The sequence below is a fragment of the Bacterioplanes sanyensis genome, assembly GCF_014652515.1.
In the GTDB taxonomy this organism is placed as follows: Bacteria; Pseudomonadota; Gammaproteobacteria; order Pseudomonadales; family Oceanobacteraceae; genus Bacterioplanes; species Bacterioplanes sanyensis.
In genome coordinates, this window is record NZ_BMYY01000009.1 from 49,944 (window position 1) to 76,601 (window position 26,658).

26 protein-coding genes are annotated in these 26,658 nt (G+C 55.1%); 17 read left to right on the forward strand and 9 right to left on the reverse strand.

Annotation, left to right across the window (positions count from 1 at the left end):
- Together IE090_RS13040 and IE090_RS13045 are read right to left on the reverse strand one after the other, a co-directional pair.
- A complete protein-coding gene (locus tag IE090_RS13040) occupies positions 1-834 on the reverse strand; it encodes a TRAP transporter TatT component family protein (protein WP_229815767.1) in 834 nt (277 codons plus the stop codon).
- Between the two features lie 142 nt (positions 835-976).
- A complete protein-coding gene (locus IE090_RS13045) occupies positions 977-4,663 on the reverse strand; it encodes a DUF1631 family protein (RefSeq protein ID WP_189388825.1) in 3,687 nt (1,228 codons plus the stop codon).
- Between the two features lie 238 nt (positions 4,664-4,901).
- On the opposite strand from IE090_RS13045, the gene IE090_RS13050 reads away from it, so the two are divergent.
- The 4 genes from IE090_RS13050 (at position 4,902) to IE090_RS13065 (ending at position 7,188) form a co-directional block, all read left to right on the forward strand.
- Positions 4,902-5,282, forward strand: coding sequence for a rhodanese-like domain-containing protein (locus tag IE090_RS13050; protein ID WP_189388826.1), 381 nt, complete (start codon positions 4,902-4,904; stop codon positions 5,280-5,282).
- Between the two features lie 8 nt (positions 5,283-5,290).
- Positions 5,291-5,854 carry a Tll0287-like domain-containing protein gene (locus IE090_RS13055; RefSeq protein ID WP_229815768.1) on the forward strand — a complete coding sequence of 188 codons (564 nt, stop codon included), beginning with the start codon at positions 5,291-5,293 and terminating at the stop codon, positions 5,852-5,854.
- 36 nt (positions 5,855-5,890) lie between these two features.
- Positions 5,891-6,322: an OsmC family protein gene (locus IE090_RS13060; RefSeq protein WP_189388827.1), complete on the forward strand. Its 432-nt coding sequence runs from the start codon at positions 5,891-5,893 to the stop codon at positions 6,320-6,322.
- Between the two features lie 68 nt (positions 6,323-6,390).
- On the forward strand, positions 6,391-7,188 hold the full coding sequence (locus tag IE090_RS13065) for an ion channel (RefSeq protein ID WP_189388828.1): 798 nt from the start codon (positions 6,391-6,393) through the stop codon (positions 7,186-7,188).
- 23 nt (positions 7,189-7,211) lie between these two features.
- Here the strand turns inward: IE090_RS13065 and IE090_RS13070 are convergent, their stop codons facing one another.
- Positions 7,212-7,550 (reverse strand): TraR/DksA family transcriptional regulator, encoded by a 339-nt coding sequence (locus tag IE090_RS13070; protein ID WP_189388829.1) that lies wholly within the window; start codon positions 7,548-7,550, stop codon positions 7,212-7,214.
- 112 nt (positions 7,551-7,662) lie between these two features.
- Entirely contained in the window at positions 7,663-8,082 is a 420-nt protein-coding gene (locus IE090_RS13075) for a CBS domain-containing protein (RefSeq protein ID WP_189388830.1), read from the reverse strand.
- 170 nt (positions 8,083-8,252) lie between these two features.
- Between IE090_RS13075 and IE090_RS13080 the strand changes: the two genes are divergently transcribed.
- The 7 genes from IE090_RS13080 (at position 8,253) to IE090_RS13110 (ending at position 14,315) form a co-directional block, all read left to right on the forward strand.
- Positions 8,253-8,528, forward strand: coding sequence for a late competence development ComFB family protein (locus IE090_RS13080; RefSeq protein WP_189388831.1), 276 nt, complete (start codon positions 8,253-8,255; stop codon positions 8,526-8,528).
- 85 nt (positions 8,529-8,613) lie between these two features.
- A complete protein-coding gene (locus tag IE090_RS13085; RefSeq protein ID WP_189388832.1) occupies positions 8,614-9,294 on the forward strand; it encodes a response regulator transcription factor in 681 nt (226 codons plus the stop codon).
- Between the two features lie 3 nt (positions 9,295-9,297).
- Positions 9,298-10,668: a sensor histidine kinase gene (locus IE090_RS13090; RefSeq protein WP_189388833.1), complete on the forward strand. Its 1,371-nt coding sequence runs from the start codon at positions 9,298-9,300 to the stop codon at positions 10,666-10,668.
- A gap of 91 nt (positions 10,669-10,759) precedes the next feature.
- Positions 10,760-11,104, forward strand: coding sequence for a hypothetical protein (locus tag IE090_RS13095; RefSeq protein ID WP_189388834.1), 345 nt, complete (start codon positions 10,760-10,762; stop codon positions 11,102-11,104).
- A gap of 96 nt (positions 11,105-11,200) precedes the next feature.
- Positions 11,201-12,235 carry an NAD(P)H-dependent flavin oxidoreductase gene (locus IE090_RS13100; protein WP_189388835.1) on the forward strand — a complete coding sequence of 345 codons (1,035 nt, stop codon included), beginning with the start codon at positions 11,201-11,203 and terminating at the stop codon, positions 12,233-12,235.
- Between the two features lie 150 nt (positions 12,236-12,385).
- Entirely contained in the window at positions 12,386-13,327 is a 942-nt protein-coding gene (locus IE090_RS13105) for a lipase family alpha/beta hydrolase (protein WP_189388836.1), read from the forward strand.
- 1 nt (position 13,328) lies between these two features.
- Positions 13,329-14,315 (forward strand): lipase secretion chaperone, encoded by a 987-nt coding sequence (locus IE090_RS13110; RefSeq protein ID WP_189388837.1) that lies wholly within the window; start codon positions 13,329-13,331, stop codon positions 14,313-14,315.
- Here IE090_RS13110 and IE090_RS13115 read toward each other — a convergent pair.
- From IE090_RS13115 to IE090_RS13125, 3 genes are all read right to left on the reverse strand, one after another.
- The gene (locus IE090_RS13115; RefSeq protein ID WP_189388838.1) at positions 14,304-15,077 is read right to left on the reverse strand and encodes an inositol monophosphatase family protein; all 774 of its coding nucleotides are present in this window, start codon (positions 15,075-15,077) and stop codon (positions 14,304-14,306) included. The two genes, IE090_RS13110 and IE090_RS13115, sit on opposite strands and share 12 nt — an antisense overlap.
- Before the next feature lie 109 nt (positions 15,078-15,186).
- Positions 15,187-17,721: a putative bifunctional diguanylate cyclase/phosphodiesterase gene (locus tag IE090_RS13120; protein WP_229815769.1), complete on the reverse strand. Its 2,535-nt coding sequence runs from the start codon at positions 17,719-17,721 to the stop codon at positions 15,187-15,189.
- Positions 17,722-17,939: 218 nt separating this feature from the next.
- On the reverse strand, positions 17,940-18,524 hold the full coding sequence (locus IE090_RS13125) for an arylesterase (RefSeq protein WP_189388840.1): 585 nt from the start codon (positions 18,522-18,524) through the stop codon (positions 17,940-17,942).
- Between the two features lie 16 nt (positions 18,525-18,540).
- Between IE090_RS13125 and IE090_RS13130 the strand changes: the two genes are divergently transcribed.
- The 6 genes from IE090_RS13130 (at position 18,541) to IE090_RS13155 (ending at position 25,436) form a co-directional block, all read left to right on the forward strand.
- Positions 18,541-19,245 carry an ABC transporter ATP-binding protein gene (locus tag IE090_RS13130; protein WP_189388841.1) on the forward strand — a complete coding sequence of 235 codons (705 nt, stop codon included), beginning with the start codon at positions 18,541-18,543 and terminating at the stop codon, positions 19,243-19,245.
- Positions 19,242-21,746 (forward strand): ABC transporter permease, encoded by a 2,505-nt coding sequence (locus IE090_RS13135; protein ID WP_189388842.1) that lies wholly within the window; start codon positions 19,242-19,244, stop codon positions 21,744-21,746. Before IE090_RS13130 ends, IE090_RS13135 begins: the two co-directional genes overlap by 4 nt.
- 31 nt (positions 21,747-21,777) lie before the next feature.
- Complete coding sequence (locus IE090_RS13140; protein WP_189388843.1) at positions 21,778-22,770, forward strand: CobW family GTP-binding protein; 993 nt, start codon at positions 21,778-21,780, stop codon at positions 22,768-22,770.
- Positions 22,771-22,863: 93 nt separating this feature from the next.
- A complete protein-coding gene (locus IE090_RS13145; protein ID WP_189388844.1) occupies positions 22,864-23,373 on the forward strand; it encodes an NUDIX domain-containing protein in 510 nt (169 codons plus the stop codon).
- 13 nt (positions 23,374-23,386) lie between these two features.
- Positions 23,387-24,718, forward strand: a complete 1,332-nt coding sequence (locus IE090_RS13150; protein ID WP_189388845.1) for an aldehyde dehydrogenase family protein — start codon at positions 23,387-23,389, stop codon at positions 24,716-24,718.
- 109 nt (positions 24,719-24,827) lie between these two features.
- Complete coding sequence (locus tag IE090_RS13155) at positions 24,828-25,436, forward strand: YitT family protein (RefSeq protein ID WP_229815770.1); 609 nt, start codon at positions 24,828-24,830, stop codon at positions 25,434-25,436.
- 36 nt (positions 25,437-25,472) lie between these two features.
- On the opposite strand, the gene fldB is transcribed toward IE090_RS13155, so the two are convergent.
- The gene (gene fldB / locus IE090_RS13160; RefSeq protein ID WP_189388846.1) at positions 25,473-26,000 is read right to left on the reverse strand and encodes a flavodoxin FldB; all 528 of its coding nucleotides are present in this window, start codon (positions 25,998-26,000) and stop codon (positions 25,473-25,475) included.
- Between the two features lie 72 nt (positions 26,001-26,072).
- Positions 26,073-26,498, reverse strand: a complete 426-nt coding sequence (locus IE090_RS13165) for a hypothetical protein (protein ID WP_189388847.1) — start codon at positions 26,496-26,498, stop codon at positions 26,073-26,075.
- Between the last annotated feature and the right edge of the window lie 160 nt (positions 26,499-26,658).

The following is a 26,658-nucleotide window of genomic DNA, read 5'->3' on the forward strand; positions in this document are numbered from 1 at the left end:
TCACTCGAAATAGTCGGCCGAGGAGGCGAGCAGTTGCTCTGCCTGACGCTGGGCCAGTCGGTTAATCAGGGTAAGTCCCTCTGCTTTGGGATCGGCCGCTGTTACTTCCCTGAGCAGCCGGTCATGAAGGTCCTGTTTGAACATCAAACGGGCGTATTGTTTCGCGTACAGCACTTTCGCCATCAAATGGCGCCCCTCCGTTAGCTGTAGGGCTTGTTCGAAGTGTTGACGGCCAACCTCGGGCTTACCCCCCAGCGTCGGCGGCAGCTGGGTTTGCAACACGCCCAAATAGACTTGCACGGTGGCGTTGTCGTAGGCCGGGTCGTAGTCGGCCACCCAATGCATCAGCGCTTTAACCTTGCTGATCTGGGCGATGGCATTCCAATCATCGCTATTGGCTTGAATCCAGCCTGCCCAAGCGGCGGCAAAGGCATACCAGACATCTAGGTCGTCTTCGTCGTAGTCATCACGCAGCGCTACTTGCAGGTCATCCAATGGGCCATCCACCAATTCGCAGGCGTCGCTGTCGTATTCACACAAAGCACGGCGCGCATAGTTCATGGCTTTGTCGGCCATCAGTTTTGCTTGCTCGGGGTCGCGTGAAAAAACACCGGCGTAGGCACCGTATAAGCGCGCGCCGGCGAGCAAGTAGTCTTCGTCATCCGGATAAGTCAGGATGAGTGCATCCAACAGCAGTAAGTATGCTGGGGCGCCAGCAGCCACCACCTCTGGGCTGTCCTGGTTCATCATCGAACGGGACAAATTATTAGGCAGGTGTCCAACAGAGCAGGCGGTTAGCAGGCTGACTGCAATTAGGCTGAGGAATGCTTTCATAATGGATGCTCAGTCACAAAGAGCGCGGATTGTACACCGTTTGACTTTGCCGTTTCATTAACGCCGGTGGTCATCAAGGGTGACTCAAACGCCCAGCCATGTTCGTGACTGGGCGCAGGCAGCCTAGATCGCGGCGATGGCGCTATAGGCTGGTGAGTAGAACAGCCTGTTCGGGCGCTTGTATCGCATAGTCCACGCCCAGACTCACCAATATGTCGCGGCTGGTTTGATTGGCGCTGTACTCAGCCAGCGTGCGTTTTGCCATAAAGCGAGCGATGTCCTGCATGGATTTCACCAAGGCATAATCGGCAGCGCTGCTGCTCAGTTGGTCGATAAAACGATAATCCAAACGCACGTAGTCCACCGGCAATTGCTTAAGGGCGACAAAAGCCGATTGCCCTGTGCCAAAGTCGCCCAAGCCAAAGCGATAGCCGAGCTTGCGCAGTTGGTGCATTTGCTCTGCGGCCTCGGCAAGGTCATCCAGCCGGTCGGTATCGCTGAGTTCAAAGCACAGTTGCTGTACCGGCAGCATATCATCGCAGGCTTGTCGCAATAGGCTGTAGGTATTGCTGTGCAGCAGTAGCTCCCCCGAGCAGGGAACAACCAAACGAATGGCGTCTGACCGGTTGCTATCCAACCAAGCCAACACTTGTTGCAATTGCCACTGCTCCAGTGCCAGCGGACACCGGTTGGCATAGTCACTGTGCAAAGACTCGGCGGGTGGATGCTGCAGGCCATGGCTGTTGCTTAGGCCCGTTAGCAGCATAAAGTGATGGATATCGTCACCATGCTCTTGTAGACGCTCAACCGGTAGGGCCAACAGACTTCGTCGTTGCGGTTCGGCATGCATAACTTGCTGGTACCACTTGTGCAAAGGATCATGCTGCGGATGGTCTTGCCCAGCCTGATACCAGACCAGTGCGGCCCCGCCTTTCTCTTTGGCGCTACTGCACGCATTTTGCGCTTGCTCCAGCAGTTCGGCGGCGTCCTCCTGCTCGCTCAGCATGGTTGCGCCTAAGCTGACTTGCACGTGAAAGCTTTGCTCAGCTACGCGCATGTCGAGTTGCTGTAATCGCTGCTGTAGCTGTTGCAGCTGTTGCGGCACGTCGACATCGTCACCCGGCGCTTGCAGCAAGGCAAACTCATTGCTGCCGCTTCGAGCGATAAGGGCGTCAGGGTAGCGATCTTCAAGTGTGGTCGCCAGCGCTTGCAAGCAGATATCGCCCCCGGTCAGACCATATCGGCGGTTGATATCGCGAAAACCGTCGACATCCAGCAAGCACAGCAATAAGGGCTGTGAAGTACGTACCGCCTGCTCGAAGCGGGTCTCTAGGACTCGCACAAAATGCGCGCGGTTGATCAGACCGGTTAAGTCGTCTTGATTGGCTTGGTCTGAAAGCTCTCGATAGATTTGTTCGACCAGCTTGTCAATGCTTTGGTCAACGGCACTTTCTTGCTTCTCATACAGGCGTTTGACCTGACCGTTATCAAAGGCACGCGCCAGCTCTGCTAAGGTGAAGTCGATCACCTTCATGCCACTGTGATTGACGCAGGCGAACTTAGAAGCGTCGCTGGCTACCCAGGCAAGCGAGATCGCTTGATCGGATTCCGTTAGCAGTAGCCAATCGCCCACTTGCAAGTTACGTGCTTTGCGTAACCCGCGTCCAGCTGGGGCTGGCTCGTCTTCACTGACGACAAAGTCGGGCAGATCGACGGCAGAGCGCATTTGCCCTTGGGCCAGATGCTCCTCTGCTGCTTGTAGGATTTCATGCTGCCACTGCTGATGGTGCGGCTGTGGGCCGTTCATCTGATCGAGTTCATAGCGTGCTAAATCCATCATCGGACGGAAGCGCTCTAGCAGCTCTTGGCGGCCGGCATTTTGGCGACTGAACAACACTAACACCTGACGATACAGTTTGACGGCGCCCTGAAAGCGCTTACTGTCTTGGCCTTCGCGCAACAACAGCAAGCTCAGCAATGATTGCCAGCCTTGCTGTAACCACTCCACTACGCAGTGGGGCAAGGTACGACCCGCCATGTCCTTACCCAGCAGTTGCTCGATATGACGGCGTGATTGCTGCAACTTATGCTCGCCTTCGGCCGCTTGCGCCACACGCTCGGTGTTTTGTTTCGCTTTGCGCTCTGCTTGGCTGACCAGCTCTTCCAGCTGCTCCAGTAGGCGCTCAAATGCGTGTGCGTCGTGGACATCTTGAGTTTTCAGCTCGGCGACCAGTGCTTCGATGCGCTGCCCAAGCTGTTGCTGGCCGCTGGTTGTCAGCTGCCCCAGCCGTGCGAGCTGGTTGAGCACTTGGCGTCCCGGATGCTGGGGGTTAAAGAGCAAGCTGGCATCGTCCAGCATTAAGCGTAGAACTGGCCAGCCGACGGCTTCAATATGCGGTTTAACGAAGTCAGCAATTTGGCCAGATTGCAGTAATTGTTGGGTAACGCTTTGCAGAGTATCGATGGCATCACGCGAGCCTGCCGATAGCGCCGTTTGCTGTTGCGCCAGTTGCTGCTCGACCTGTGCCAAGATGTTGCCGCTGCCGAGCCGGCTTTGCTGGGCTACTTGATGCAACGCGGCCTCGACGGCTTGCGGGGCCGCCACTGGTTGCTGTGTTGTAGCTGGCTCCATGGTAGGCGTGGCGTGGTTTTGATGCTGTTGGCGCAATTGCAGCAAAGATTGAATATTGGCGTAAGCTTGGCGCGCCTGCAGCTGATGTTGCTGGAAACTGTGTAAGTGCTGCGACCCTTGGTTGGGTGCTTGCTCAGGCGAGTGGGGCGTTGCGTTTGCCGCTTCCGCAGTACGATCAGCATTAGCGGGGCGGCGCTGCTCCGCTTGGCTAACGGCAACCTCCGCTGGACGTGGCTTGCGGTAGTGAAACGTCATGGGGATGTGAATGTCTCGACACAGTTGCTCGTACGTATGCTGCATCAGTTGCGCTGCCAGTTGTTCGAACAGCTCGAACGCCAAGGTGCGCGCCGCAGCCGGCAGTCGCAATGCCTCAAGCGCATCGACAAAGGCTTCGGTCAGAGTGTTGGCACCGATCGGATTAAAACAATCGTCAACACTGCTAGCGGTGGATAACGCATCGAGGATTTGGCGGACCTGAAAGTTTTGCTGGCTCAGACGCGACTGCAGGTGAGAAGCAGTGACTTTGGCCAATAACCAGTCTTCAAACTCGGTTTGCTGCACCAGCGACAGTTGCCAGTCGCCATCCTGAGAATCGTTATGGCCGGCACGTATTAACCTAGGTTTGCCATCTAACCAGCGCTGCAGTTGCTGCTGTAGGCGCTGTTTAAACTGATCACAAAAGGTGCTGGCTCGTTGTTTAACGTATTTCTCCAAACGCAGCCAATCTTGCTGCTCTACGGTAGAGCGGGCGACATTGGCCTGCTCAAATAGCGCCTCTAGGTAATCTGGTAGCCAGCGTTTTACCAGCCGGTCGGCGAACTCGGTAGCGTCACGACTAACGCGTTGGCGATGTTGTTGGCGCTGCTCTGGGGTTAAGCCGCCACTGGCACGGTGTTGTTGATTGGACTCTTGCAGTTGCAGAAATACCCGATCATCTGGGTTTTGAACTTTGAGCCCAACCTCTTTGCCTCGTTGAAAAACCCACTCAACATCCAGCTGAACTGTGCCATCTTCCAACTGTAAAGCCAGCGTATGCAAACTACCTAACGGGGGCTGCAGACTGTGAGGCCAAGAAAGCCTCATACCAGAGTGGGAGTAATCCAAGACTGTGCAATCATACTGGTGGCCGTCCGCGGCATGCAGGCAGGCACTAAACTGGCTGTTAAAACGTGGATGGTGTCTTAGCTCTGCCGCCATGAGGGGAGGTCTCCGCAAATTCACAAGTGCCCGTTAAGGTGCTATCCCAGTATAGGTCGGGAGGCCTTAAGCGCTTCTTGACCGCAAGGTTCGGGCAGATTGTCAGTTGCTGCAAGTATCCACCTACAAGCGAGCGACAGCAGTTGACGGTTGATTGCGCTGTCGCCACTTCAGCCTTGCTCTAACACCCAAACAAGATTACTGTATTCTGAATTAGTTATATTTAAAGGGGGACTCTATGGCACAAACAAAAGAAGACCTGCTAGCTGCTGCACAGCCATCGGTAAATGCCATCAGTGCTGACGAGGCAGAGCAGTTGCTAAGCCAACAGCCGGTGGTGCTGGATGTGCGTGAGCCGGCGGAGTACGACATGGGGCACTTACCTGGGGCTGTAAATGTCCCTCGCGGTTTGCTTGAGTTTATGGTCGGCCAGCATCCGGCTTTGTCCGATCCTCAAGCGACGCTGCTGCTGTACTGCAAAAATGGCGGTCGCAGCACGCTGGCGGCTCATACGCTAAAGCAAATGGGGTTTGACCAGGTTCGCATGTTGAGTGGTGGCTTTGATGGTTGGGCTGGTGACGTTCATCGCGTTGAAGTGGACGCCAATATTTATCAGTGAGCACAGTTATGAGCATTCGGACGATTACTTATTTAATGGGGCTGATGTTGGCAGTTTTCAGTCTCCAACTTATTGCTGCTGAGCAGGAGCTGCAGCAGGCGAGACAACTCACCCAACAGTTTGGCAAAACCTTAAAGCAAACCCTGAAAGCCAGTTTACAGAGCGATGGCCCCGTTGCGGCCATTGAAGTCTGCAATACCGAGGCGCCTGGTATTGCCTCGCAACTGAGCAATGACGGTTGGCAAGTTGGGCGTGTTTCTGACCGCTACCGCAATCCTGACAATGCACCGGATGAGTGGGAGCAGCAGACACTGGCTTACTTCGAGGAGCAGCTGGCCGCTGGCAAAGATCCGGCTACGCTTGAGCGAAGCCACCAGCAAGATGGTGAGTTTCGCTATATGAAAGCGATTCCGACAGGACCTGTCTGTTTAGCTTGCCATGGTGAGAAACTCAGTGAGCCGGTGCAAACAGCGATACAGCGCTTGTACCCCGATGACTTGGCAACGGGTTTTAATGTTGGCCAGCTTCGCGGCGCTTTTTCATTGACTAAAACACTTAATCCGCCGCAGTAATCTCTCGCCGAGAGGTAGTGTGCGCAAGGAGGTTGCATGGAACACAGTATCGACCTGCACTGGCAACGCCAGGGCGAGTTTTCCCATCAGGGGTTTGAGCGCCGCCACGAGTTGCAGTTTCAGCCCCAAGTGAGTCTACCAGCCGGTGGCGCAGGTAATGACTTTGGTGCTGACCCAGAGCAAATGCTGGCAGCGGCCATGGCCAGCTGCCATATGCAAACCTTTTTGGCACTGGCTGCGAAGAAGCGCTTGCAAGTAGAGCGCTATCAGGATCACGCTGTGGCAACACTGGCTCAACGTGACGATGGCAAGTTCTATGTCGATCGCATTCGTTTGACGCCTCAGGTGCAGTTTGGTGGTGATACCCAGCCCGATGCGGATGCCATTCGTGCTATGCACGATAAAGCCCATCAGCACTGCTTTATTGCCAACAGCGTGAGCTGTGAAGTCGAGATCGCACTCACTTGATCCCAGTCGACCGGCTGCACGATCGAGTACGCTATGATTAGCCCCAGTGAACTGGGGCCTTCTTTTGCATGATCATCAATCTTTCTAAAGTCGTTGGTTTGTCTGGCGTTGACGACAGTGAAAACCCGCGCGCCAGACGCCTTGGGCGCATGGTCGAATGGCCAATGATACTCATCGCCTTTTGGATCGTATTTGAATGGTATTTAGAGGCGCGGGCTGAGCAACCTTTGCCCTACACCCAGTTTACCGACTGGCTACTGTGGGGGTTTTTCTTACTAGAAACTCTCATCCTCACTTGGGCCGTCGATGATAAAGCCCGCTACCTACGCAACAACTGGAGTAATCTGGTGATTATTATCGCGGGTATGCCGTTATTGTGGCAGGCCTATCCGCATGCTGGCGGTCTGCGGGCGCTGCGTTTGTTGGCCATGTTCACCATGCTGATGAACATGTCTGGTACCTTTCAAAAAATCATGGGCCGCAATCACTTAGGGCCGACGCTGATGGTGAGTTTTATCATCATTGTGATCGCTGGCACCTTAATGGCGGTGATTGATCCCAATGTTAAAACACCACTGGACGGTATTTGGTGGGCGTGGGTCACGGTCACCACTGTGGGCTATGGCGATATTGTCCCTGCGAGTACCGCTGGGCGGTTATTTGGCTCGGTGCTGATCTTGATGGGTATTGGCCTGTTCGCCATGCTAACTGCCAGTTTCTCAGCTTTTTTTATGCAGCAAGAGGAAGAGGACTGGCGCGCCGAAGAAAGAGCAGAAGAGCACGACCAAACTCAACAGCTGCGAGAGCTAGAGCAACGTATGCAGCGACTGGAAAAGAAAATAGACAGGTTGTTAGATAAAGATTAACAACCGGTCTGTATCCACAGGCATTAAAGTTGGTCAGCTTTGCTGGCGCACTGGATACACAGCTCAGCATACGGCACGGCTTGCAAGCGGCGCTCATCGATGTTTTCGCCGCAGTGCTCACACACGCCATACTGGCCAGCATCGATGCGCCGTAGCGCTTTATCTATCAAGGTAATTTCATGCCGAGCTTCTAGGCTAATGGCCGATAAGACTTCGTCATTTTCACGCTCTACCGCTTGTTCGGCAAAGTCCGATGACAGTGGTTCATCTCGGTGGCTGGCATCGCGCTCGGTTTTATCGGCGCGCACGGCTAATTGTTGCCGACGCTCAAGTAGCTGCTGACGAATGGCCTCATTACTCATAGTGTTTATCCCTTTGGCCAGAAAATGGAGCACAGCCAGCGAGCCGGGCTGTGCTACCCATGAGCATAGACAATCCTGTCCGCGCATCAGTTGATGCATATCAGTGACTGGATCAGGGCAGCAGCTCAAGCGCCAACGCGACGAAATCCTGCGAGGTGACAATACCTAACAAGTGTTCGTCATCGTCCGTCACCAGCAGGCAACCACGTTTTTTAAAACTGCGTAGCTTTTCTCCGGCCTCTCGCAAAGGAGTATCCGGCTGCACGCGATTTATTTCTGTGCTCATGCAGTCACCGATGCGGGTTTTGGCGAGATACATGCCCAGATTGTGGGCACCGAACTTATCTGTGATGCGGAATGCCTCTGCCAGAAACTCCCGTTGGGTGACTACGCCACACAGTCTGTTGTCAGGGTCGATGACAGGAATATGCCGAACCTGACGTTCAGCCATGAGCTTTTCCGCATCTTGTAAGTTGCTATCAGGTGTTAGGGTGATGGGATCAGGGGTCATGATATCGCTGACCAGTTTCATGCAATGCTCTCCAGCAATGATTGGGCTGATGATTCTGTGGCCGCTTATGTCCGTCGGTCGTTGGCCCAGATACGGCTGTAATGCCATCTTGTAAGTAAAGCAGGAAAATGCTGGGCTGCTATGGTTGTGTATCATTAACACCGCAGCTGGCGTGGGGAGTGATCAAGTCCATGAGTATTACCAACCATATTCGCAATTATTATGAGCAGCTAGTGGCAGATGAGATTCTGCGGCGTGTCGGTAACCGCTACGACAGTGATTATATGGCCGACGTTGCTTGCGTCGCCCTTAACCGCTTACCCCCTAGATACATTCGTTACGAAGTCGACATGGCTTTTTATATGTCACCGGATGAACTAAAAGACATTCATGAGCGTGTTGATCAAGCCGTTAGTCAGGCGCTCGCTTTTGTTGAGCAGCATAAGCGTGACCAATCAGATAGCTGATGTAGCGTAAAAAAAACGTCAGGCAGTTGCATCGCTTGGCCGGTTTCGCAGACACTTCAGCTGGGATATTGGCCGGATACGGACTATGCACGTTTTACTCGTAGATGATGATCAAGAATTGTGCGCGCTGATGAAGCGCTATTTAGAGCGCGAACTGTTTCAAGTCAGTGTGGTGCACACCGCAGAAGAAGGTCTGCAAGAGAGCTTATCAGGTAAATACCAGGCAGTGGTGCTCGATATCATGCTTCCTGGTGGTAATGGTCTCGATATCCTGCGCCGTATTCGCCAACGCAGTGAGTTACCGGTGTTGATGTTGACTGCTAAGGGCGAAGAAATGGATCGCATTGAAGGCCTAGAAATCGGTGCCGATGATTATTTGCCTAAACCTTGTAACCCGCGTGAAGTATCGGCGCGCTTGCGCTCTGTGCTGCGCCGTGGCCGCCCAGTGGACGTCGTTAGTTCGAAAGTTGAGCTGGATGATCTAACCATTGACTTTGATCAGCACACCGTGTTGCGCAACGGCGAAGAGATTGAGCTGACCGTTACCGAATTTAATATCCTCAACATCTTAGCGCGCGATGCCGGCAAAGTGGTGGAAAAAAACCGCTTGGCTGAACAAAGTATGCAGCGCTCACTAACCTTGTTTGACCGCAGCCTAGACATGCACCTCAGTAACCTGCGCAAAAAGCTCGGCCCGAATAGTCAAGGCAAGCAGCGCATTAAAACAGTTCGCGGTGTTGGGTATCAGTACCAGCCTGAGCAATAGCTTGTGCGTGGTGTTTTTGTTCGCATTTATTTGGCTTTTCTACTGACCAGCCTAGTGGCTGCCGCCGTCACACTGGTGTTGGCGGCTTACTATCGCCACTGGTCGAATGACTCTGTCAATTTGATTGCACCTACCGGCGGTTATATTTCAGCAGCCGAGCTGATTTTGCAGCGTGGAGGAGAGCCGCTGTTGCTAGAGTGGTTGTTGACTTTCGAGCGCCACCCCAGTGTGAATGCCTATGTGTTTGATGATCGTGGCCTCAGTTTGCTACCGCAGGTTCCAAATTCGGTGGTGGAGTATGCATACTCATCTCAAAACTATCAGGCGTTAGTCGACCCGTTAGGGCGTACTGAAATCTTAGTCAAGGCTCCAATTGTGGCCCATAACGGCCGCATCTATTTGCTCGTGGTCGAGTTTATTCACCCGCTGGCGGTGTTTAACTTTCCGGAATACCTCGCTTGGGGGTTTGTTGCTGCCATTCTGCTATTTGCCATTTTGGGAGGGTTGCTTTCTCGGTATTTGACACGGCCTTTGATCGATTTGCAGCGCTACGTTCAAGCACTGGGGCGCGGTAATTTTCATTTGACCTTGCCCTCCAAGTTGATTCGTCGTGGTGATGAAGTCGGTGCCTTAAGTCGCGAGTTTGATGCCATGGCGACTCGCCTCGCACGGGTGTTAGATGATCAAAAACAGTTGATTCGCGATGTTTCCCACGAGCTGCGCTCACCTCTGGCACGCTCTGCTGTAGCCTTGGAGCTGGCGCGACTGGATGCCTGTGAGGAGCAGGAAGACGCGCTCAATCGCATTGAGCAAGAAAACCAGCGTCTGAATGAGCTGATCGGCGATCTGCTAGGCATGGCGCGGCTGGAAGTCGATCAGAATCTGGATCACTGGCAGCGGTTGGACATGAGCGATTTGGTGGATGAAATTGTCAGCGATGCGCGCTTTGAACACCCCGATGGGCAGCTGGCCTGGCAGCCACCGCCCATGGCGCTGACGGTTGAAGCCGATCCGGCGTTAATTCGCGCCGCCGCTGAAAACCTGATTCGCAATGCTTTGTTGCACACCCATGAGGGCACTGCGGTGACAGTCACCGTCGAAGCCATTGACCAGCAAGTGCGTATCTGTGTGCGAGATCGCGGGCCGGGGGTGCCGGAGTCCATTTTACCGGATTTGGTCAGGCCATTTGTGCGTAATGAGGACGCTCGCGAGCGCAGTACCGAACAGTTAGGACGCGGTCACCGCGGTTTTGGTTTGGGGCTGGCCATTGCTCACCGGGTCGCGCTTCATCATGGCGGCGAACTGGTGCTGAGCAACCATCCAGATGGCGGTCTGCAGGCCTGTTTGATGTTGCCTCTGGCTGGCGCTGGTTGAGACCTTTACCTGGCGTTTACCGCACAGGGGTTCGCTGGTTTGAGCCGCGACGATAAACTATCATTCTGAACATAACCTTAACGGGAATTCGATGAATCCCATGGAATGTAACGTGCGCCACTTTTTGTTTTTTAGCTTGATGCTGGCTTCGGCAACGGCGGCAGCAGACACGCCGCACAGTGCTGGCGATGATGCGCGTCTGTTTGATCCGGCTGCACCAGACCCGCGTGGCGGCTTGTCGCTGGAGTGGAACAACGCTCGTCCAGAGCAGCGTCAAGCGCTGGATGACTTTTACCGCTCGTTACAGTCTCATCGTTTGCAGGATCCTGATCTTTATGACGATCGGGTTGAGCGCTTGCACCAGCTGCGCAGCATGTCGAGCGAGCAGCGTACTCGTATGTTTAAGAACTTCGTAAAACAGCAAGCAGAACAATAAGCACCTTTTTTCACCTCTATGTTATGGCAGTTCGGCCATAGACAGATTGCCTCGACTCGCTAGAGTGGCCGACCTGATTATTGGTCGGAGCACTGCATGCAAACCCGAATCACCGAACTCTTCGGCATCGAACACCCCATTGTTCTTCCCGGTATGAGCTGGATTTCCACGCCTGAACTGGTGGCCGCTGTTGCCAATGCTGGCGGCTTGGGCATCTTGGCCAGTGGCCCATTAACGCCTGAGCAAACGCGTCAGGCCATTGCTCGCATTCGTGAGCTAACGGATAAGCCATTTGGCATCGGTGTTACTTTGCTGATGCCTGGGGCCCAAGAGAACGCTGAAATCGCGCTGCAAGAGCAGGTACCGGTGATTAACTTTTCGCTTGGCAAAGGCGATTGGCTGGTAGAGCGAGCGCACGCTTATGGCGGCAAGGTCATCGCTACTGTGGTAAGCGAAAAGCATGCACGCTCGGCACAAGCCATCGGTGCGGATGCATTGATGGTTACGGGTCATGAAGCCGCGGCTCACGGTGGCGATGTGACATCGCTGGTGTTGGTGCCGGCGATTGCCGCCAAGGTATCGATACCTGTCATTGCTACAGGTGGCTTTGCTGATGGTCGTGGTTTACTGGCGGCGCTGTCATTGGGGGCTGAAGGCATTGCCATGGGGTCGCGCTTGGCGACCAGTCAAGAAAGCCCACTGCATGATCAAACCAAAGCGGCAGTGGTGGCTCGCAGTGAGCAAGACACGATTTACTCGCGCAACTTTGACGGCATTCCAGCACGGGTAATGCGCACCCAGCGCTCCATTAAGGAAACGCGACGGCCAATGAACTTTTTTATTGCCAGTTGGCAGGCCATGCGTGCCGCTAAAATGGTGCAGCAGCCGGTGTGGAAAATACTGCTGGGCATGTTGGCGATGGTGGATAAGGTCAAACTGCTGGCCTATTTCGGTGCCAGCGTGCCCAAGCTTAAAGCGGCGACGGAGCAAGGTGATTTGGATTATGGCGTGCAGTTTATCGGTCAGACTCAAGGGCTGATCGAGGACATGCCGACGGTGGCTGATATCCTGCAACGCACGGTGGCGGACGCTGAGGCCATTCACCGCCAACAACAGCAGTTGTTTCGTTAACAACCCAGCACTGTCATAAAAGACAAGACTTTTTGGCAAGATTGTCCTGATATTTCCTACGAGGTGGCGCAAGCGGCTGGCTATGGTCGTAAACGCGCCACCGGTTCGCGGTCTGGTGGTTCCAATAACAATAACCATGGAATCCAGCCTATGAACGCCAAAACGCTCATCATGTTTATCAGCGTGCTGCTGTTTCACTCTACCTTGTGGGCCATGTCGAAAGCGCCTGCAGAGCAAGGTTACACAGCGACGCGCTATCCCATTGTGCTGACCCACGGACTGTACGGTTTTGACAGCTTGCTGGGCATTGATTACTGGTACAAGGTACCGGAAACCCTGCGAGAGGGTGGGGCGGAAGTTTTTGTTACTCAGGTGTCTAACTCAAACTCGCCGCAAATTCGGGGCGAGCAATTGATTCCCCAAATTGAAGAAATCTTGGCCATTACCGGAGCCGATAAAGTCAACCTGATCGGACATAGTCATGGCGGCCCCACAACACGTTACGTGGCGTCTGTGCGCCCAGATTTAGTAGCATCAGTGACTGCCATCGCCGGCGTCAATAAAGGCACCCCCGTTGCCGAAGCGCTGCATAATTGGAGCGAAGGATCAGATGCCTTTGCCGGCCTGATCTCAACCCTTGGCAACAGCCTGGCGAAGGTCATTGATTTGTTGTCGGGTGGTGGGCAACCACAAGACATTTTGGCGTCAATGCAATCCATGACGTTTGCTGAAACAGCGCGCTTTAATCAGCAACATCCGGGGGGCATTCCTCGCACCGAATGCGGTGAAGGCGATTATGAATACAATGGCGTGCGTTATTACTCTTGGAGCGGCGCTAAGCCGCTCACCAATGTGCTCGATCCCTTGGACTTGCTCACGGGTACCACACGTTTGTTCTTTCCCGCGGGAGAGAAAAACGATGGCTTGGTAGGTAGCTGCGCCAGTCGCTTGGGCATGGTGATTCGCGATGATTTTCGGATGAATCACTTGGATGAGGTCAATATGACCTTGGGGCTGCACGATTTAACCGAAACCGACCCGCTGACTGTGTTCCGCACCCACGCTAATCGTTTGCAGCAAGCCGGGTTATAACATGACTGTGCGCCAAGGAATGTGGTTTGTACTGTTGTTAACTTTGGTGACTTGGTCGCTTGTGCAGCTGCGAGGCATTGATGTGCAGCAGTTGCCCGCCACGTCAGCTGGGCCAGCTCAGACCAGTTGGCAGGATGCCGATGCTGTGCAGCAAGCCAATGTAGCACGCCGGCAGTTACATGAGCTCAACACCTTTCGTGGCGCCAGCGTGGACGGCGAGCTGGCGCTGGATGAGCAGCAACGCTTGATCATCAATCGCGATGTGCGTCACTGGTTTGATTCGCACTTATCGGCGCTAGGCGAGCTCAGCTTGGAGGCTATTCACCACCTGATGCTGCAGCAAATTGCAGCACTGCCACAGCCCGGTCAGGGGCAGGCTGAACGGTTGCTGCAACGCTATCTCGATTATCGTGCTGCCCTGGCACAGTTTGATCAGTTGCAGCATCGGCAACTCAACAATTCAGATACCAGCCTAGCGTTGTTGGCCCAGCGCTTGGAGTGGCAGCAGCGCCTGCGTCGCCAATATTTTGCCCCAGCCACGGTGGCTGCCTTTTTTGCTGAAGACGAGGTGCTGGATCGCTATCAGCTCAAGCGCCTGCAGCTGTTAGCAGCGAACGAGCCACCAATGTCCTCGCACCATGAGTTGCCGGCAGAGTTAGCGGCGAAGCGGCAACGCAGTCAGTTGGTGTTGCTGCATCGCCGTCAACAACAGTCTCTGATGCAGGATGGCGTTTCAGATGACGATTTGCATCACTGGCGACAGCAGCAATACGGCGACGATGCTGCATTGCGTTTAAAGCAACTGGATCAGCGCCAACAGCAGTGGCAGCAGCGGCTGCAGAGCTTGGTGCAATATCAACAATCCTTGCAGCGCAGCGGTGTCAGCACTGAGGAGCAAGAGCAACTGTTGCAGCGCTATCAGCAGCAGCACTTTAGCATCACCGAGCAGAAGCGCTTGCCCGCGGCGTTGGCGTTATTAGCGGAGTAAATTGTGTAGCTGTGAGTACAAGGCTGGCGTACTGACCAGCAAATGCTCCCCGCACAGTTGTGGGTTGCCTGCAGGCGGCTCGACATAGTGTCCTGCTTTGGCACCGGCTTCTATGGCGATCAGGCGCGCAGCGGCAAAGTCCCAAGGCTTCACGCTCTCGTAATAACCATCTAAACGGCCACAGGCGACCCAGCAAATATCCAATGCGGCAGAGCCTAGGCGGCGAATGTCGGCGCAGTGACTCAATACCTGCTGTAAACGCACCATCAAGGTTGGAACATCATCCTTGTGATAGGGAAACCCTGTGGCAATGATTGCACGCCGCAGATCATCGGTTGCAGCGCACTGAATGCGCTCGCGGTTTAACCAAGCGCCACGACCGGCTTGTGCGGCAAAGGTTTCTTGCAAAAAGGGGTTATGCACCACCCCTAGTACGGCGTTGCCGTGATGGTACAAAGCAATCGACACCGCCACTTGCGGATGGCCGTGGGCATAATTGACCGTGCCATCAATGGGGTCAATCACCCATAAAAACTCATGCTCCGTGGTCGCACTGGGCGCCAATTCTTCCGACAAAATGGCATGGCTGGGAAAGCTGTTGCTGAGAGCCGCGTGAATCATGCCATCGGCCGCGACATCCGCCTGGGTCACCAGTTCAGTCTGGTGCTTGTAATTGCAGTTCAGATGATGACGCTCGCGGCGAATCAGCTCGCCAGCTTGTTGTGCTAAGGCGATGATCCAGTCGAGGGAGGGTAGAGACATGGTAGTGCTCCGAATAAAACGTCGCGCTATGGTATTGGGCCAGGCCGGTTGCGGCACTGCACCAGATCATATTAAAGAACCTTTGAATCATTCGGCTGAAGGTACTGAGTTAACCGTGGGTAGCGCTCTCTGGGTAACTTAAGAACTGTTGCTCAAAAGTGTGTTTGTCGACTGGGCGGCTGAAAAAGTAGCCCTGGTAGCTATCGCAGCTGAGTTGCTGTAACAGTTGCAGTTGCTCTGTGGTTTCGACACCTTCAGCCACGACTTTCAAGCGCAAGGTATGAGACATCGCCAAGATGGCTCTAACAATGGCTTCGTCATCGGCATCTTGGGTGATGTCCATAATGAAAGCCCGATCAATTTTGAGCTTGCTGATAGGAAACTGCTTTAAGTAACTCAGCGACGAGTAGCCCGTACCAAAGTCGTCCATTGCAAAGCTGATGCCGTGAGCATGAATGCTGGTTAGCCACTCAATGTTTTGCTGCACATTGTCCATCAGCAGGCTTTCGGTAATTTCCAGCTCCAGCTGCTCGGCAGGCAGGCCGGTCTGCTGAAGAATGTCCCTGACCCTGAGCACAAAACTGTCGCACAGCTGCCGCACCGAAACATTAACCGAGATGGTCAATGGCTGGTTGAGTTGCTGGTTCCAACGGCGAAAGGTTGAGCATGCCTCGTACAATGCCCAATCGCCAATTTCGGTAATCAATCCAGTATCTTCAGCAACGGGGATGAAATCTGCCGGAGAAATAATGCCGGCATCTGGATGGCACCAGCGAATAAGTGCTTCGGCACCGAGCAAGCGGTTGGTGTGGGTACATACTTGCGGCTGATAATAAAGCTCAAACTCCTGTGCCTGAATGGCGCGGCGCAACTCGTTCTCTAGGGTCAAGCGTGAGTTAACGCGTTGGTTCATCTCATCGGTATAAAACTGGAAAGTGTTGCCACCTTGGCTTTTGGCTTGATACATGGCGGTATCGGCGTTGCGCATCAATACGAACGCCTCGCTGGAGTCTTGCGGGAACAAACTAATGCCGATGGAGCAGGTGGTGGTGAGTTTGAATTGCTCGATACGATAGATATCCCCCAATGCTTTAATTAGACGCTGGGCAAGGCGCTCGATATCTGCGCGATTACGGCCATCTGTCATCATGATCATAAACTCATCACCGCCCAAACGTGCCACTGGGTAATGTTCTGGAATAAGGCGGCGTAACCGCTGAGCGACCTCACACAGGAGCTGGTCCCCAAACTGATGGCCGAGAGAATCATTGATGGTTTTAAAGCGATCAAGATCAATAAACAGCAGCGCCATTAGCCGCTGGCGGTTGCTCTGATGGCGGGTATAGCTAATCAGCTCGTCATTAAACCAGTAGCGGTTGCCCAGCTCGGTCAGGGGATCGCGCGTGGCCAAATAATGGATATGTTGCTGTGATAACGTCTGATCGGTAATGTCGACTAAGAAGCCTTCAGCTTCGTATTGATTCTCACCGCGCGCTTGCACACAACCGCGATCGAGAATCCAGCGCAGCTCTTGTTCGCTGCTATTCATGCGATACACAATCTCATACGGTTGCTGTGTGTCTTTGTGCTGCTCAAGTTGGGTCAAATACGTTTCTTGATCTTCGCTGGCGATCAGGCTTAGCAGAGAGTTGTGGCGCTCCAGCCGCAATTGCAGCTCGCGCCCGAGCACGGAGTTTTGATCATGGGTAATATGCAGCAGCTCAAGGCTAGGAAGCCGAACGCGATACACGCAGCCATGTAAGGTTCGCGTCAGCAATGCCGTTTCATCCTCCAATAGTTTATTGCGTTGTCGTATGGCTTGTTGCTGTTGCTGATGGCCTTGTAGCCAATCGCGTTGCCAACGCAATAGGGCACCCAAGGTACCCAGTAGCACCAGCCATCCCGCGATCAGCGGCAGGGTATAGCGCAGATAGCTGGTGGTTGCACGATGCTGCGGTACTTCCAGAATCATGCTGGCATTCAGCCCAGGAATAAACTGCAACAAGTAGTAATAATTGTTACTAAGCGGGTTCGCCTCTGGTGGCAACCGCATCGGTGATTGTTCGATGCTGCGCTCAACTGCTTGGCGTAAGCTAATGGCCACGAGCTCGCCCTGTAATAATTGATGCTGCGCCAGTCGCCCAGAACTGGCGATCAGCAGCACGCCATCTGCCCGTATCAGCTCAAACTCCAAGCTTTGACGGTTAGTGTCGCTAATACCATCGGCGACGGTTGGGTAGTTCGCAGAAAAAGCACACAAATAGCCATGATTGCGTTGCCATATCTGGTGGCGGCAGATCGCCAAATGTGGCTGGTCGGCAATGCTGTAGTTACCCCCAAGCACACTGCCGGCGTGTTGTTTAAGAAAGTTGAGGTCGATTTCCTTGAGGCTGGCTGGGGCATCGCCGGCTTGCCCCAAACTAGCAGCTTGGGCTACACGCCGGCCGCTGGGGCGGTAAACGGCTAGATAGTCAAACGGCAGTGACGAGTCAGTCAATGTTCGCAGCAGGGCGGCGTTTAACTGATCGGATTGGTATGGGGTTAGCGTTTGGCCGCTTTCAAGTAGGGCTTGGTCGATGTGTTGATGAAACTGTTCAAGGCGGTGCTGCGTTGGTGCCAAGTGGAGGTCCAGTTCTTGAAACACCTGTTCTTGCGAAACCAGCCACAAATGCACGCACAAGGCCACGACCACTAGGCTAATGGCAAGGGTGGCGATGAGTAAGGCTAGTCTGATACGGCGCAGGAGGAGGGGCGGCCGCGAGTGGGTGTGATTGTCCATAACTCCCCAAACACATACTTAGTTCAGGGAGTTTAGTTGCTCCATGCCACAGTGTGAGGTGTGCTTACGTGGCATCAGGCAAATTACTGAGTATTAAGCCAATAGCGAACCTTGGCGCTGACCATATCTGACATATGGGGTTGCGCTTTGGCGGTAGGATGAATGCCATCGGCTTGCATCATTTCAGGTTGCGTAGCAATGCCTTCAAGCAAGAAGGGAACCAGCAAGGTATCGTGGGCGTCGGAGACTTGCTGGAAGACGTTGGCAAAAGCTTGCGTATAAGCCGCGCCATAATTGGGCGGGATCTGCATGCCAAGCAACAGCACATCGGCACCGGCTTGTTGGCTTTGCTCGACCATGGCGCTGAGGTTGTTGCGAATCACCTGGATGGGCGTGCCGCGTAAGGCATCATTGCCGCCTAGCTCAATGACCACCAGCTGTGGCTGATGTTGTTGTAACAATGCCGGTAAGCGGTTGCGGCCGCCGGCGGTGGTATCGCCACTGATGCTGGCGTTGATCAATTGCACCTCAGGGTGTTGTTGCTGCAGCGAGCTTTGTGCCAAAGCGACCCAGCCCTGTTGCACCGGCAGGCCGAATCCGGCACTAATGCTGTCACCGATGACTAACACGGTGGCCGCATGGGCGTTGCCCACTGTGAACAAAGCCATTAACCAGAGAGCCCTTATGAGCGTCAGTCTTGCCACTAATGTCACTACAGCATCCTCACTTCTAATTCGTGCAGTCGAAAAACAGGTACAGGCCGGTAGTCAGCCGTTGGCCATCTTGAAGGGCGTTGATATCGATATCAAGCCAGGCGAGTCCGTTGCCATCATAGGTGCCTCCGGCAGTGGTAAGTCGACCCTGTTGGGCATTATGGCAGGCCTAGATGCCCCCACCGCGGGTGAAATTCACTTACTCGGTCAACGCATTGATCAGCTTGATGAAGATCAGCGCGCCGCGGTGCGTGCCCAAGGTGCAGGCTTTGTGTTTCAGAATTTTCAGTTATTGCCGGGTTTGACGGCACTGGAAAACGTAATGCTAGCGCTGGAAATTCGCACCCACGAGCAACCCAGGCAAGAGGCCACGCGCTTACTGGAAGCCGTCGGCTTAGGTCACCGTATGACCCATTACCCGACTCAGCTCTCGGGCGGCGAGCAGCAGCGCGTAGCGCTGGCACGAGCGTTTGCCGGTGAGCCGCAGATTTTGTTTGCCGATGAGCCCACCGGCAATCTCGACCGTGACACCGGCGCCCAGGTAGAAAAACTGCTGTTCGATATGAATGCCGAGCGCGGCACCACCTTGGTGTTGGTCACCCACGACCCGCAGCTGGCACAGCGCTGCCAGCGCCAACTGCGTATGACCGATGGCCAGCTGGAGGAGTTGCTATGAAACCCCATGCCATACCGCTCAGCCGGTTGTGGGCGTTGGCCAGTCGGTTGCTATGGCGCGAAGCGCGCTCAGGCGAGCTGACGCTAATTCTGGTGGCACTGATGATTGCGGTGACCTCAACCACCGCGATTGCGCTGCTCAGTTCGCGCCTAGAGCAAGCCATGCAAGCGCGCTCCAACGACTTGCTCGGTGCCGATTTGCGTGTGCGCTCGACCACCGAGTTGCCGCCCCAATGGCTGCAGCAGGCCGAGGAGTTGGGTCTGCGATACAGCCAGACGGTGACCTTTCCCAGTGTGGTGTTGAACGGCGATGACATGGCGTTGGCAGCAATCAAGGGCGTCGATGAGTTTTACCCGTTGCGCGGGCGCTTAACCACTGCCGATCAGGCCTTTGGTACACCGCGTGAACGTAAAATGGGCCCGCCACCCGGTGAGGCTTGGGTGGAGTCGCGATTGTTGGCGCTGCTCAATGCCAAGGTGGGTGATCGCATTGAAATGGGCAGCACCAAACTGTTGGTATCGGCCGTAATTGTCGAAGAAAGCGATCGCGGCGGTAACTTTTATACCCTGTCGCCACGGCTGATGATGAACCGTGCGGATTTGGCCGATGCCAAAGTGCTGGGGCCGGGCGCACGGGTGCGCTATCGCTTGCTGTTGGGCGGTGAAGAGGCCGCGTTACAGCGGTTTCGCCAGCAGGTCGAGCTGGGCGCCAATCAACGCTTTGAATCTCTCGATGACAGCAATCAGGCCATGTCGCGGGCCTTGAGCCGGGCGAAGCAGTATTTAGGCTTGGCCGCTTTGCTGGCGGTGGTGCTGGCTTCGGTGGCGGTGGCCATATCAGCCCAGCGCTACGCTCAGCGTCATTTTGATATCAGCGCTTTGATGCGCACCTTTGGTCTGGCGCGTGGGCAGGTGTTTCAGCTGTACGCAGCGCAACTGCTGTTATTGGCGCTGGCGGCCACGCTCGCCGGCATGGGCCTGGCACTGGGGTTACAACAGGCGCTGTTGAGTATTCTCGCTGAAGTGCTGCCGGAGCAGCTGCCCGAAGCTCATTGGAGTGCTTGGCTGCTGGGTGCGAGCAGCGGCGCTGTGACACTGCTCGGTTTTGGTTTGCCGTATTTGTTGCCCTTAGCACGTGTCAGCCCATTGCGGGTGTTGCGCCGTGACTTGGTGCCCGTGCCGCTGTCCGGCTGGCTGGTGATTGCACTGGCGCTGGCGGCACTGACCGCGCTGTTGTGGTTGTTTACCCAAGATCCGGTGCTCAGCGTTGGGGTCATGTTGGGTGGCTCGCTGGTGGTGCTGGTGTTGCTGTTGTTGCTGCAGGGGCTGATCAGTTTGGCCCAAGGCTGGCTGCAAGGGCGCGAGTTGCCGTTAGTGGTGCGCTTTGCCTGGCAACACTTGAGCCGCCATCGGCGCCAAACGGCGGGGCAAATTCTGGCATTTTCGCTGACCTTAATGGTAATGGTGGTCATCGGTGCTGTGCGCAATGATCTGCTGGCCGACTGGCAGGCCAGCTTGCCCGACGATGCGCCCAATGTGTTTGCCATCAATATTCAGCAGTACGAAGCTGAGCCTTTTGTGGCAGCGCTGGAGCAGGCGGGTTACCACCACGAACGTTTGTATCCGATGGTGCCGGGCCGTTTGCTGGCCATCAATGGCACCGATGTGCAAACCCTAGAAGTAGCGGACGACCCAGCCATTAACCGCGATCTAGCGCTGACCGCCGACAGCCAACTGCCAGATTCCAATCGCCTGATCGAAGGCAGTTGGGAGGCATTGCAACAGGGTGAGGGGCAAGTCTCTATTGAAGAGCGCTTGGCTGGCCGACTCGGTGTTGAGCTGGGCGACACACTCAGCTTTCGCGCCGGTGGCGTGGATTTTGACGCTACGATCAGCAGCATTCGTGAGGTCGATTGGGGCTCATTGAGCCCGAACTTCTACATGATGTTCTCGCCGGATGTATTGGAGGCTTTGCCGCGCAGTTACCTCACCAGTTTTTACGTGCCTGAGGGTGAGAGCGAGGCGTTGACCGAGTTGATTCGCCAGTTCCCATCGGTGACCTTGCTGGATATGCAGTTTTTACTCGGGCAAATACAAACCCTGTTGCAGCAAGTGACGCTGGCAGTGGAGTTGATTCTGGCTTTTGTGCTGGTGGCGGCGCTGTTGGTGCTGGTGGCAGCCTTGATTGCCAGCCTCAGTGAGCGCTTACGCGAAGGTGCCATGCTGCGCACCTTGGGGGGTAGCTCGGCGCTGATTCGGCGCTCGCAAATGGTCGAGTTCAGCCTGCTGGCGGTGCTCGCCAGTGGCCTGGCATTGCTGGGCGGCGAGGCCATTGTGCTGGGCATTTATCAAGGCGTACTGGACATCCCGTACCAGAGCTTGGGCTGGGTGTGGTTATGGCTGCCGCCAGCGACGGTGGTGGTGCTGGTATTGTTGGGCTTGTGGCTAATGCGCCGTGCGGTCACGGTGTCGCCATTAGGCGTGCTTCGCTCGCTAGAATAGTTATACTGTAACATTTTCTAAGGAGCGTTAGATGGCTCGGGTACGCACACACTTGATTACTGGCTTTTTGGGCGTCGGCAAAACCACCGCCATTTTGCACTTGTTACGGCATAAGCCGGCGGGTGAAAAGTGGGCGGTGCTGGTCAATGAGTTTGGTGAAGTTGGGGTCGATGGCGCCATTCTTGAAAGCCAGGGCGCCGTGGTGCGCGAAGTACCGGGTGGCTGTCTGTGCTGTGTGTCGGGTTTGCCTTTTCAAATGGGGCTGAACTGGTTGATCAGTCGCGAGCAGCCGGATGTCTTGCTGATTGAGCCAACCGGACTTGGGCATCCGCGCCAAGTATTGGAAACCTTGCGCAACGAGCATTATCAAGACGTGTTGCAGCTCGGGGCGCACGTATGTTTGGTGGACCCGCGGCATTTGTCACAGCCGCGCTATCTGGAGCATGAGGCCTTTATCGATCAGCTGCAGCTGGCGGATGTGCTGGTGGCCAACAAAACCGACTTGGCCAGTGCGCAGGATCAACAAGTGTTCAACGACTTTGTCGAAAAGGCGCAACCGGCTAAGTCAGCCTCCGCTTGGCTGACCCAGGGAGAGCTGCAGCCAGAGTTACTCAAGGTGGCTGCCGATGCCACGCGCTTAGCCATTCACCCCCACGCCCACGAACATGAGCAGCCGCAAGCCGCCAGTGCGCCCATGACATTGGCGTCAAACGAGCCCTGGCGACGCTTTAGCAATCACGGCCAGGGGCACTTTTCTGTAGGGTGGCTGTTTGCTCAGCAGCACGTCTTTGCCTTGCAAGCCGTGCGTGACTGGATGGCAGGCTTAGAGGTGGTGCGTTTGAAAGCGCTATTGCTTACGGATCAAGGTCCCATGGTGTTTAACCTGCGTGATGGCATCGCCAGTGAAATGCCCACGCGGCCACTGGATGAAAGCCGACTAGAAATCATTACCGAACAGCCGTTAGATGAAGACCTTCTGGAGCAGCAGTTGCTAGCACTGCGCATTGCGGGCGAGTCGCTGTAGCTTCGGTGGCGTGAGTGAGCCAGCGCAACACAGCGTTGGCTTGCAGCGTTTTAGTCGGCTTGTCATGCTGCTGCCATTACTAGGGAGATCCGCATGCAATATTGCCCGCAATGCCGCTCAGATCTTGAGCCCAAAACCATCGATGAATTTCAGCGCCTCGCCTGCAGCGCCGATTGTGGCTATGTGTTTTGGAATAACCCCACGCCCGTGGTGGCGGTCATCGTCGAAACACCACAGGGCGTGGTATTAGCCCACAACAAGGCTTGGCCAGCAGGGCGCTTCAGCGTTATTACCGGCTTTTTGGAGCGTGGTGAGCATCCGCATGATTGTGCGGTACGCGAAACGGCAGAAGAGCTGGGGCTCAAGGCGCAGAAGGTGAACTTTGTTGGCTTTGAAGTCTTCGACGGTCAGGGCATCAGTGGTGCAGTGTTTAACCAGTTGATTATTGGCTTTCACATCTATGCTGAGGGCAGCATCGTGCTCGATCAGCAAGAGCTCGACGATTACAAACTCATCCCGTTGGAAAAACTGCAGGGCTGGCAGTCGGCCACCGGCCGTTTGGTAGAGCAATGGCTACAGCAGCGGGCTGATCAGCGCAGCTGAACAGGAGGTCTGTATGGCGTATCAAAGTATCAACCCGGCCACTGGCGAGTGTGAGTGGCAGCAAGACTATTTAACCGAGCAGGCGTTAGAGGCGCGTTTGCAAAAACTACCCGCTGCCAATCAAGCCTGGGCGCACTTGGGCATCGCTCAGCGTGGTCGGCACCTGTGTAGTGTGGCGCAGCAATTGCGCCAGCAGCAGCCTCAGTTGGCCGCCATGATGACAGCAGAAATGGGCAAGTTAGCGGCGGAAGCCGAAATAGAAATCGAAAAGTCCGCCCGCGTCTGTGAGTTTTACGCCGAGCAAGCCGCCAGCATGTTGGCACCGGAGCCATTAGACGCCAGCCCCAGCGATGCGCAATTACAGTTTGAGCCAATTGGCACTGTGCTGGCGATTATGCCGTGGAACTTTCCCCTTTGGCAGGTGATGCGCTGTGCGGCGCCCACCTTGATGGCGGGCAATACCTTGGCGTTGAAGCATGCCGAAAATGTACCGCGCTGTGCCCAGATAATCGAAGACTGCTTTAGCGCCGCAGGCTTCCCTAAGGCGGTGTTCAGCAACCTGTTTATCGACAACGACACTTGTGCTGAGGTCATCGCCGATGAGCGCATCGCCGCCGTCACCTTAACCGGCAGCGAGCGGGCCGGGCGCTCGGTTGCGGCCAGTGCTGGCAGGGCACTGAAGAAAAGCGTGCTGGAGCTGGGAGGCTCGGATGCGTTTGTGGTGCTGGATGGTGCGGATATCGAGCAAGCTGCCACGGCTGCCGTTAAATCTCGCTTTATGAACGCCGGCCAAGTCTGCATCGCGGCGAAGCGCTTTATTTTGCATCCCGCCATTGCCGACGATTTTATCGAGCACTTTGTTGCCAAAGCCCGCACTTTGCAGCTGGCGCCGATGGCGCGCCAGGATTTACGTCAGCAGCTACAGCAGCAGGTCGAGGCCAGCCTCTCTGCAGGCGCACAGTTGTTGCTGGGTGGGCAGCCGGGCAGTGGCTATGCCGATTACCCGCCAACCGTGCTCGATCAGGTGCCAGCAGGGTGCCCGGCTTATCAGGAGGAGTTGTTTGGCCCAGTAGCGGCCATGATTCGTGCCCAAGACGATCAAGATGCCGTGCGCATCGCCAACGCCACCCGGTTTGGCCTAGGCGCCAGTATTTGGGGGCCAGAGCAAGAAGCTCGTGCTCAGGCGCAGCATATTGAGGCCGGCTGCGTGGTGGTCAATGGCATGGTGCGCAGCGATCAGCGCTTGCCGTTTGGTGGTACCAAGCAATCTGGCTATGGCCGTGAGCTGGCGCAATACGGTATGCGCGAGTTCACCAACCTCAAAACCCTGGTGATCGACCGTTAACGAGGAAACTCGCAGCGACGAAAAAGACAGGAGCAAAGCGATCACTCCACTGTGACTGTGACGGCTGTTCCCCTATAGTGGCGCGGTTCAACTGTGACAGAGGTATACAGTGGAGAAATCAACGGCAAAACATACCCTGGTAGAAGACATCACCGCCATGATTACAGGCAGTTTGTTTGTGGTTTTGGGGCTGGTGTTTTTTAAAGCCGGGGGTTTTCTGACCGGTGGCATCGTCGGCTTATCGCTGGTGCTGTCCAAGCTGCTAACGAGTGTTAGTTTTGGTCAGATTTTGTTCATCATCAATATGCCCTTTTACTGGCTGGCGTTTAAACGCATGGGCAAGCGCTTCACCTTAAACACCTTTATCGGTGTGGCGACGGTCTCTTTGTTGAGTGACTACTCGCACCTGGTGATTCGTTTGGAGCATGTCGAGCCGGTATTGGCGGCCGTGATGGGCGGCTTTTTGGTCGGCATGGGCATGTTGGTGTTGTTCCGCCATAACGCCAGCTTGGGCGGTTTGGGGATATTGTGCCTGTTCCTGCAGGAGCGCTATGGCTGGAACGCCGGACGCCTACAAATGGGCTTTGATGCCTGCATTGTTGGCGTCGGCTTCTTTTTGGTGTCGCCTTGGGTATTGGCATTATCGGTATTGGGCGCCATGTCCGTTAATATCATCATCGCCATGAACCACAAGCCGGGCCGCTATAATATTTCCTAACGGCCGTTAGTTTGGCGGTTATTAGGTTGACAGTGGTTAGGCGCAGTCCGCCAGCTGCAGCTCTTGCTGCAGTTGGTTGATCCACTCGCTGATGCGTTGGTCGCTCAGCTCCATTTGCTGGTCTTCATCCAGCCCCAGGCCAACAAAGTGCTTGCCGTCTTCGGTGAGTGCTTTGGAGGCTTCAAAGTCAAAACCTGCCGTGGCGTAGTGGCCGATAATGGTGGCGCCGCGATCGCGCACGGCATCGTGCAGCATGCCCAGCGCATCGAGAAAGTAGTGGCCATAGCCAAACTGATCGCCCAAGCCATAGAGGGCAACGATTTTACCGGCAAAGCTCATGTCTTCGAGAATGGGCCAAAAATCTTCCCAGTCGGCTTGTAAACCGCCGAAATCCCAAGTGGGAATGCCGAGTATCAAAATGTTGTAGCGGCTGAGCTCCTCTGGTGAACAGCTGGCGATGTCATACACATCGACCACGGCCCAATCGATGCGCTCTTGCAGTTTGTAAGCAACTTCTTCGGTGTTGCCGGTATCGGTGCCGTACACCAGTCCGATGCGGTACATGGCCTTCCCCTAAGCTATTAACGTGGTGAGAAAAATGCGTCCCTGCACACCCTCAGTCCCATTCGGTTAGCGTTACACCAAGTGGCGTGAAATCACGGCAAAGTCGCGCAATATCACGTGCAAGCGTTGGCCACAGCGTGGATCTTGCTGGCCGCGCGGTAAGTGGCGTAAGGCAAAAAAAGGTTGGTAAAGGGCCTCTAAACAGGCGCGCCGCCAAGCATTGCTGGCGTCTAGGTTGAGGCCGGTATCGCGCAGGGTACGATAAACACGGTGCAGCCAGCTTTCTTGCAATGCCCACAACTGTTTTTGACCTGCATTGCACGCCAGCTCTAAGCCGGCATCCAGGTACTGCTCTAGCCAGCTCACTTGCGCTTGCTCACCGCGATAGTCACGGATGGACTGCTCTAATGCTTCAAAACGCTGGCGCGGATCCGGCGCTGGCTTTGGTGTGTGTGCTTGAGTTGTGGCCGGAAAGGTCAGAATTTGAGCTGAAGCCATAATGGTATCTCCCTGTGCATGGAAATACCATATTGAGAATCATTATCGTTTGCAACAAGAAAATCTATCAGGATACCGCTGAATCATTCTGCACAGCTCTGCACTCGGCCTAGGGGCGCCGGAGAACTCCAGCTCGGTGGCGCCAATTTTTGTTGTAGCC

Excerpts from the sequence above, each read along its gene's own strand:
- IE090_RS13040 (WP_229815767.1), bottom strand. The coding sequence starts at position 834 with ATGAAAGCATTCCTCAGCCTAATTGCAGTCAGCCTGCTAACCGCCTGC.
- IE090_RS13045 (WP_189388825.1), bottom strand. The coding sequence starts at position 4,663 with ATGGCGGCAGAGCTAAGACACCATCCACGTTTTAACAGCCAGTTTAGT.
- IE090_RS13050 (WP_189388826.1), top strand. The coding sequence starts at position 4,902 with ATGGCACAAACAAAAGAAGACCTGCTAGCTGCTGCACAGCCATCGGTA.
- IE090_RS13055 (WP_229815768.1), top strand. The coding sequence starts at position 5,291 with ATGAGCATTCGGACGATTACTTATTTAATGGGGCTGATGTTGGCAGTT.
- IE090_RS13060 (WP_189388827.1), top strand. The coding sequence starts at position 5,891 with ATGGAACACAGTATCGACCTGCACTGGCAACGCCAGGGCGAGTTTTCC.
- IE090_RS13065 (WP_189388828.1), top strand. The coding sequence starts at position 6,391 with ATGATCATCAATCTTTCTAAAGTCGTTGGTTTGTCTGGCGTTGACGAC.
- IE090_RS13070 (WP_189388829.1), bottom strand. The coding sequence starts at position 7,550 with ATGAGTAATGAGGCCATTCGTCAGCAGCTACTTGAGCGTCGGCAACAA.
- IE090_RS13075 (WP_189388830.1), bottom strand. The coding sequence starts at position 8,082 with ATGAAACTGGTCAGCGATATCATGACCCCTGATCCCATCACCCTAACA.
- IE090_RS13080 (WP_189388831.1), top strand. The coding sequence starts at position 8,253 with ATGAGTATTACCAACCATATTCGCAATTATTATGAGCAGCTAGTGGCA.
- IE090_RS13085 (WP_189388832.1), top strand. The coding sequence starts at position 8,614 with ATGCACGTTTTACTCGTAGATGATGATCAAGAATTGTGCGCGCTGATG.
- IE090_RS13095 (WP_189388834.1), top strand. The coding sequence starts at position 10,760 with ATGAATCCCATGGAATGTAACGTGCGCCACTTTTTGTTTTTTAGCTTG.
- IE090_RS13100 (WP_189388835.1), top strand. The coding sequence starts at position 11,201 with ATGCAAACCCGAATCACCGAACTCTTCGGCATCGAACACCCCATTGTT.
- IE090_RS13105 (WP_189388836.1), top strand. The coding sequence starts at position 12,386 with ATGAACGCCAAAACGCTCATCATGTTTATCAGCGTGCTGCTGTTTCAC.
- IE090_RS13110 (WP_189388837.1), top strand. The coding sequence starts at position 13,329 with ATGACTGTGCGCCAAGGAATGTGGTTTGTACTGTTGTTAACTTTGGTG.
- IE090_RS13115 (WP_189388838.1), bottom strand. The coding sequence starts at position 15,077 with ATGTCTCTACCCTCCCTCGACTGGATCATCGCCTTAGCACAACAAGCT.
- IE090_RS13125 (WP_189388840.1), bottom strand. The coding sequence starts at position 18,524 with ATGGCTTTGTTCACAGTGGGCAACGCCCATGCGGCCACCGTGTTAGTC.
- IE090_RS13130 (WP_189388841.1), top strand. The coding sequence starts at position 18,541 with ATGAGCGTCAGTCTTGCCACTAATGTCACTACAGCATCCTCACTTCTA.
- IE090_RS13135 (WP_189388842.1), top strand. The coding sequence starts at position 19,242 with ATGAAACCCCATGCCATACCGCTCAGCCGGTTGTGGGCGTTGGCCAGT.
- IE090_RS13140 (WP_189388843.1), top strand. The coding sequence starts at position 21,778 with ATGGCTCGGGTACGCACACACTTGATTACTGGCTTTTTGGGCGTCGGC.
- IE090_RS13145 (WP_189388844.1), top strand. The coding sequence starts at position 22,864 with ATGCAATATTGCCCGCAATGCCGCTCAGATCTTGAGCCCAAAACCATC.
- IE090_RS13150 (WP_189388845.1), top strand. The coding sequence starts at position 23,387 with ATGGCGTATCAAAGTATCAACCCGGCCACTGGCGAGTGTGAGTGGCAG.
- fldB (WP_189388846.1), bottom strand. The coding sequence starts at position 26,000 with ATGTACCGCATCGGACTGGTGTACGGCACCGATACCGGCAACACCGAA.
- IE090_RS13165 (WP_189388847.1), bottom strand. The coding sequence starts at position 26,498 with ATGGCTTCAGCTCAAATTCTGACCTTTCCGGCCACAACTCAAGCACAC.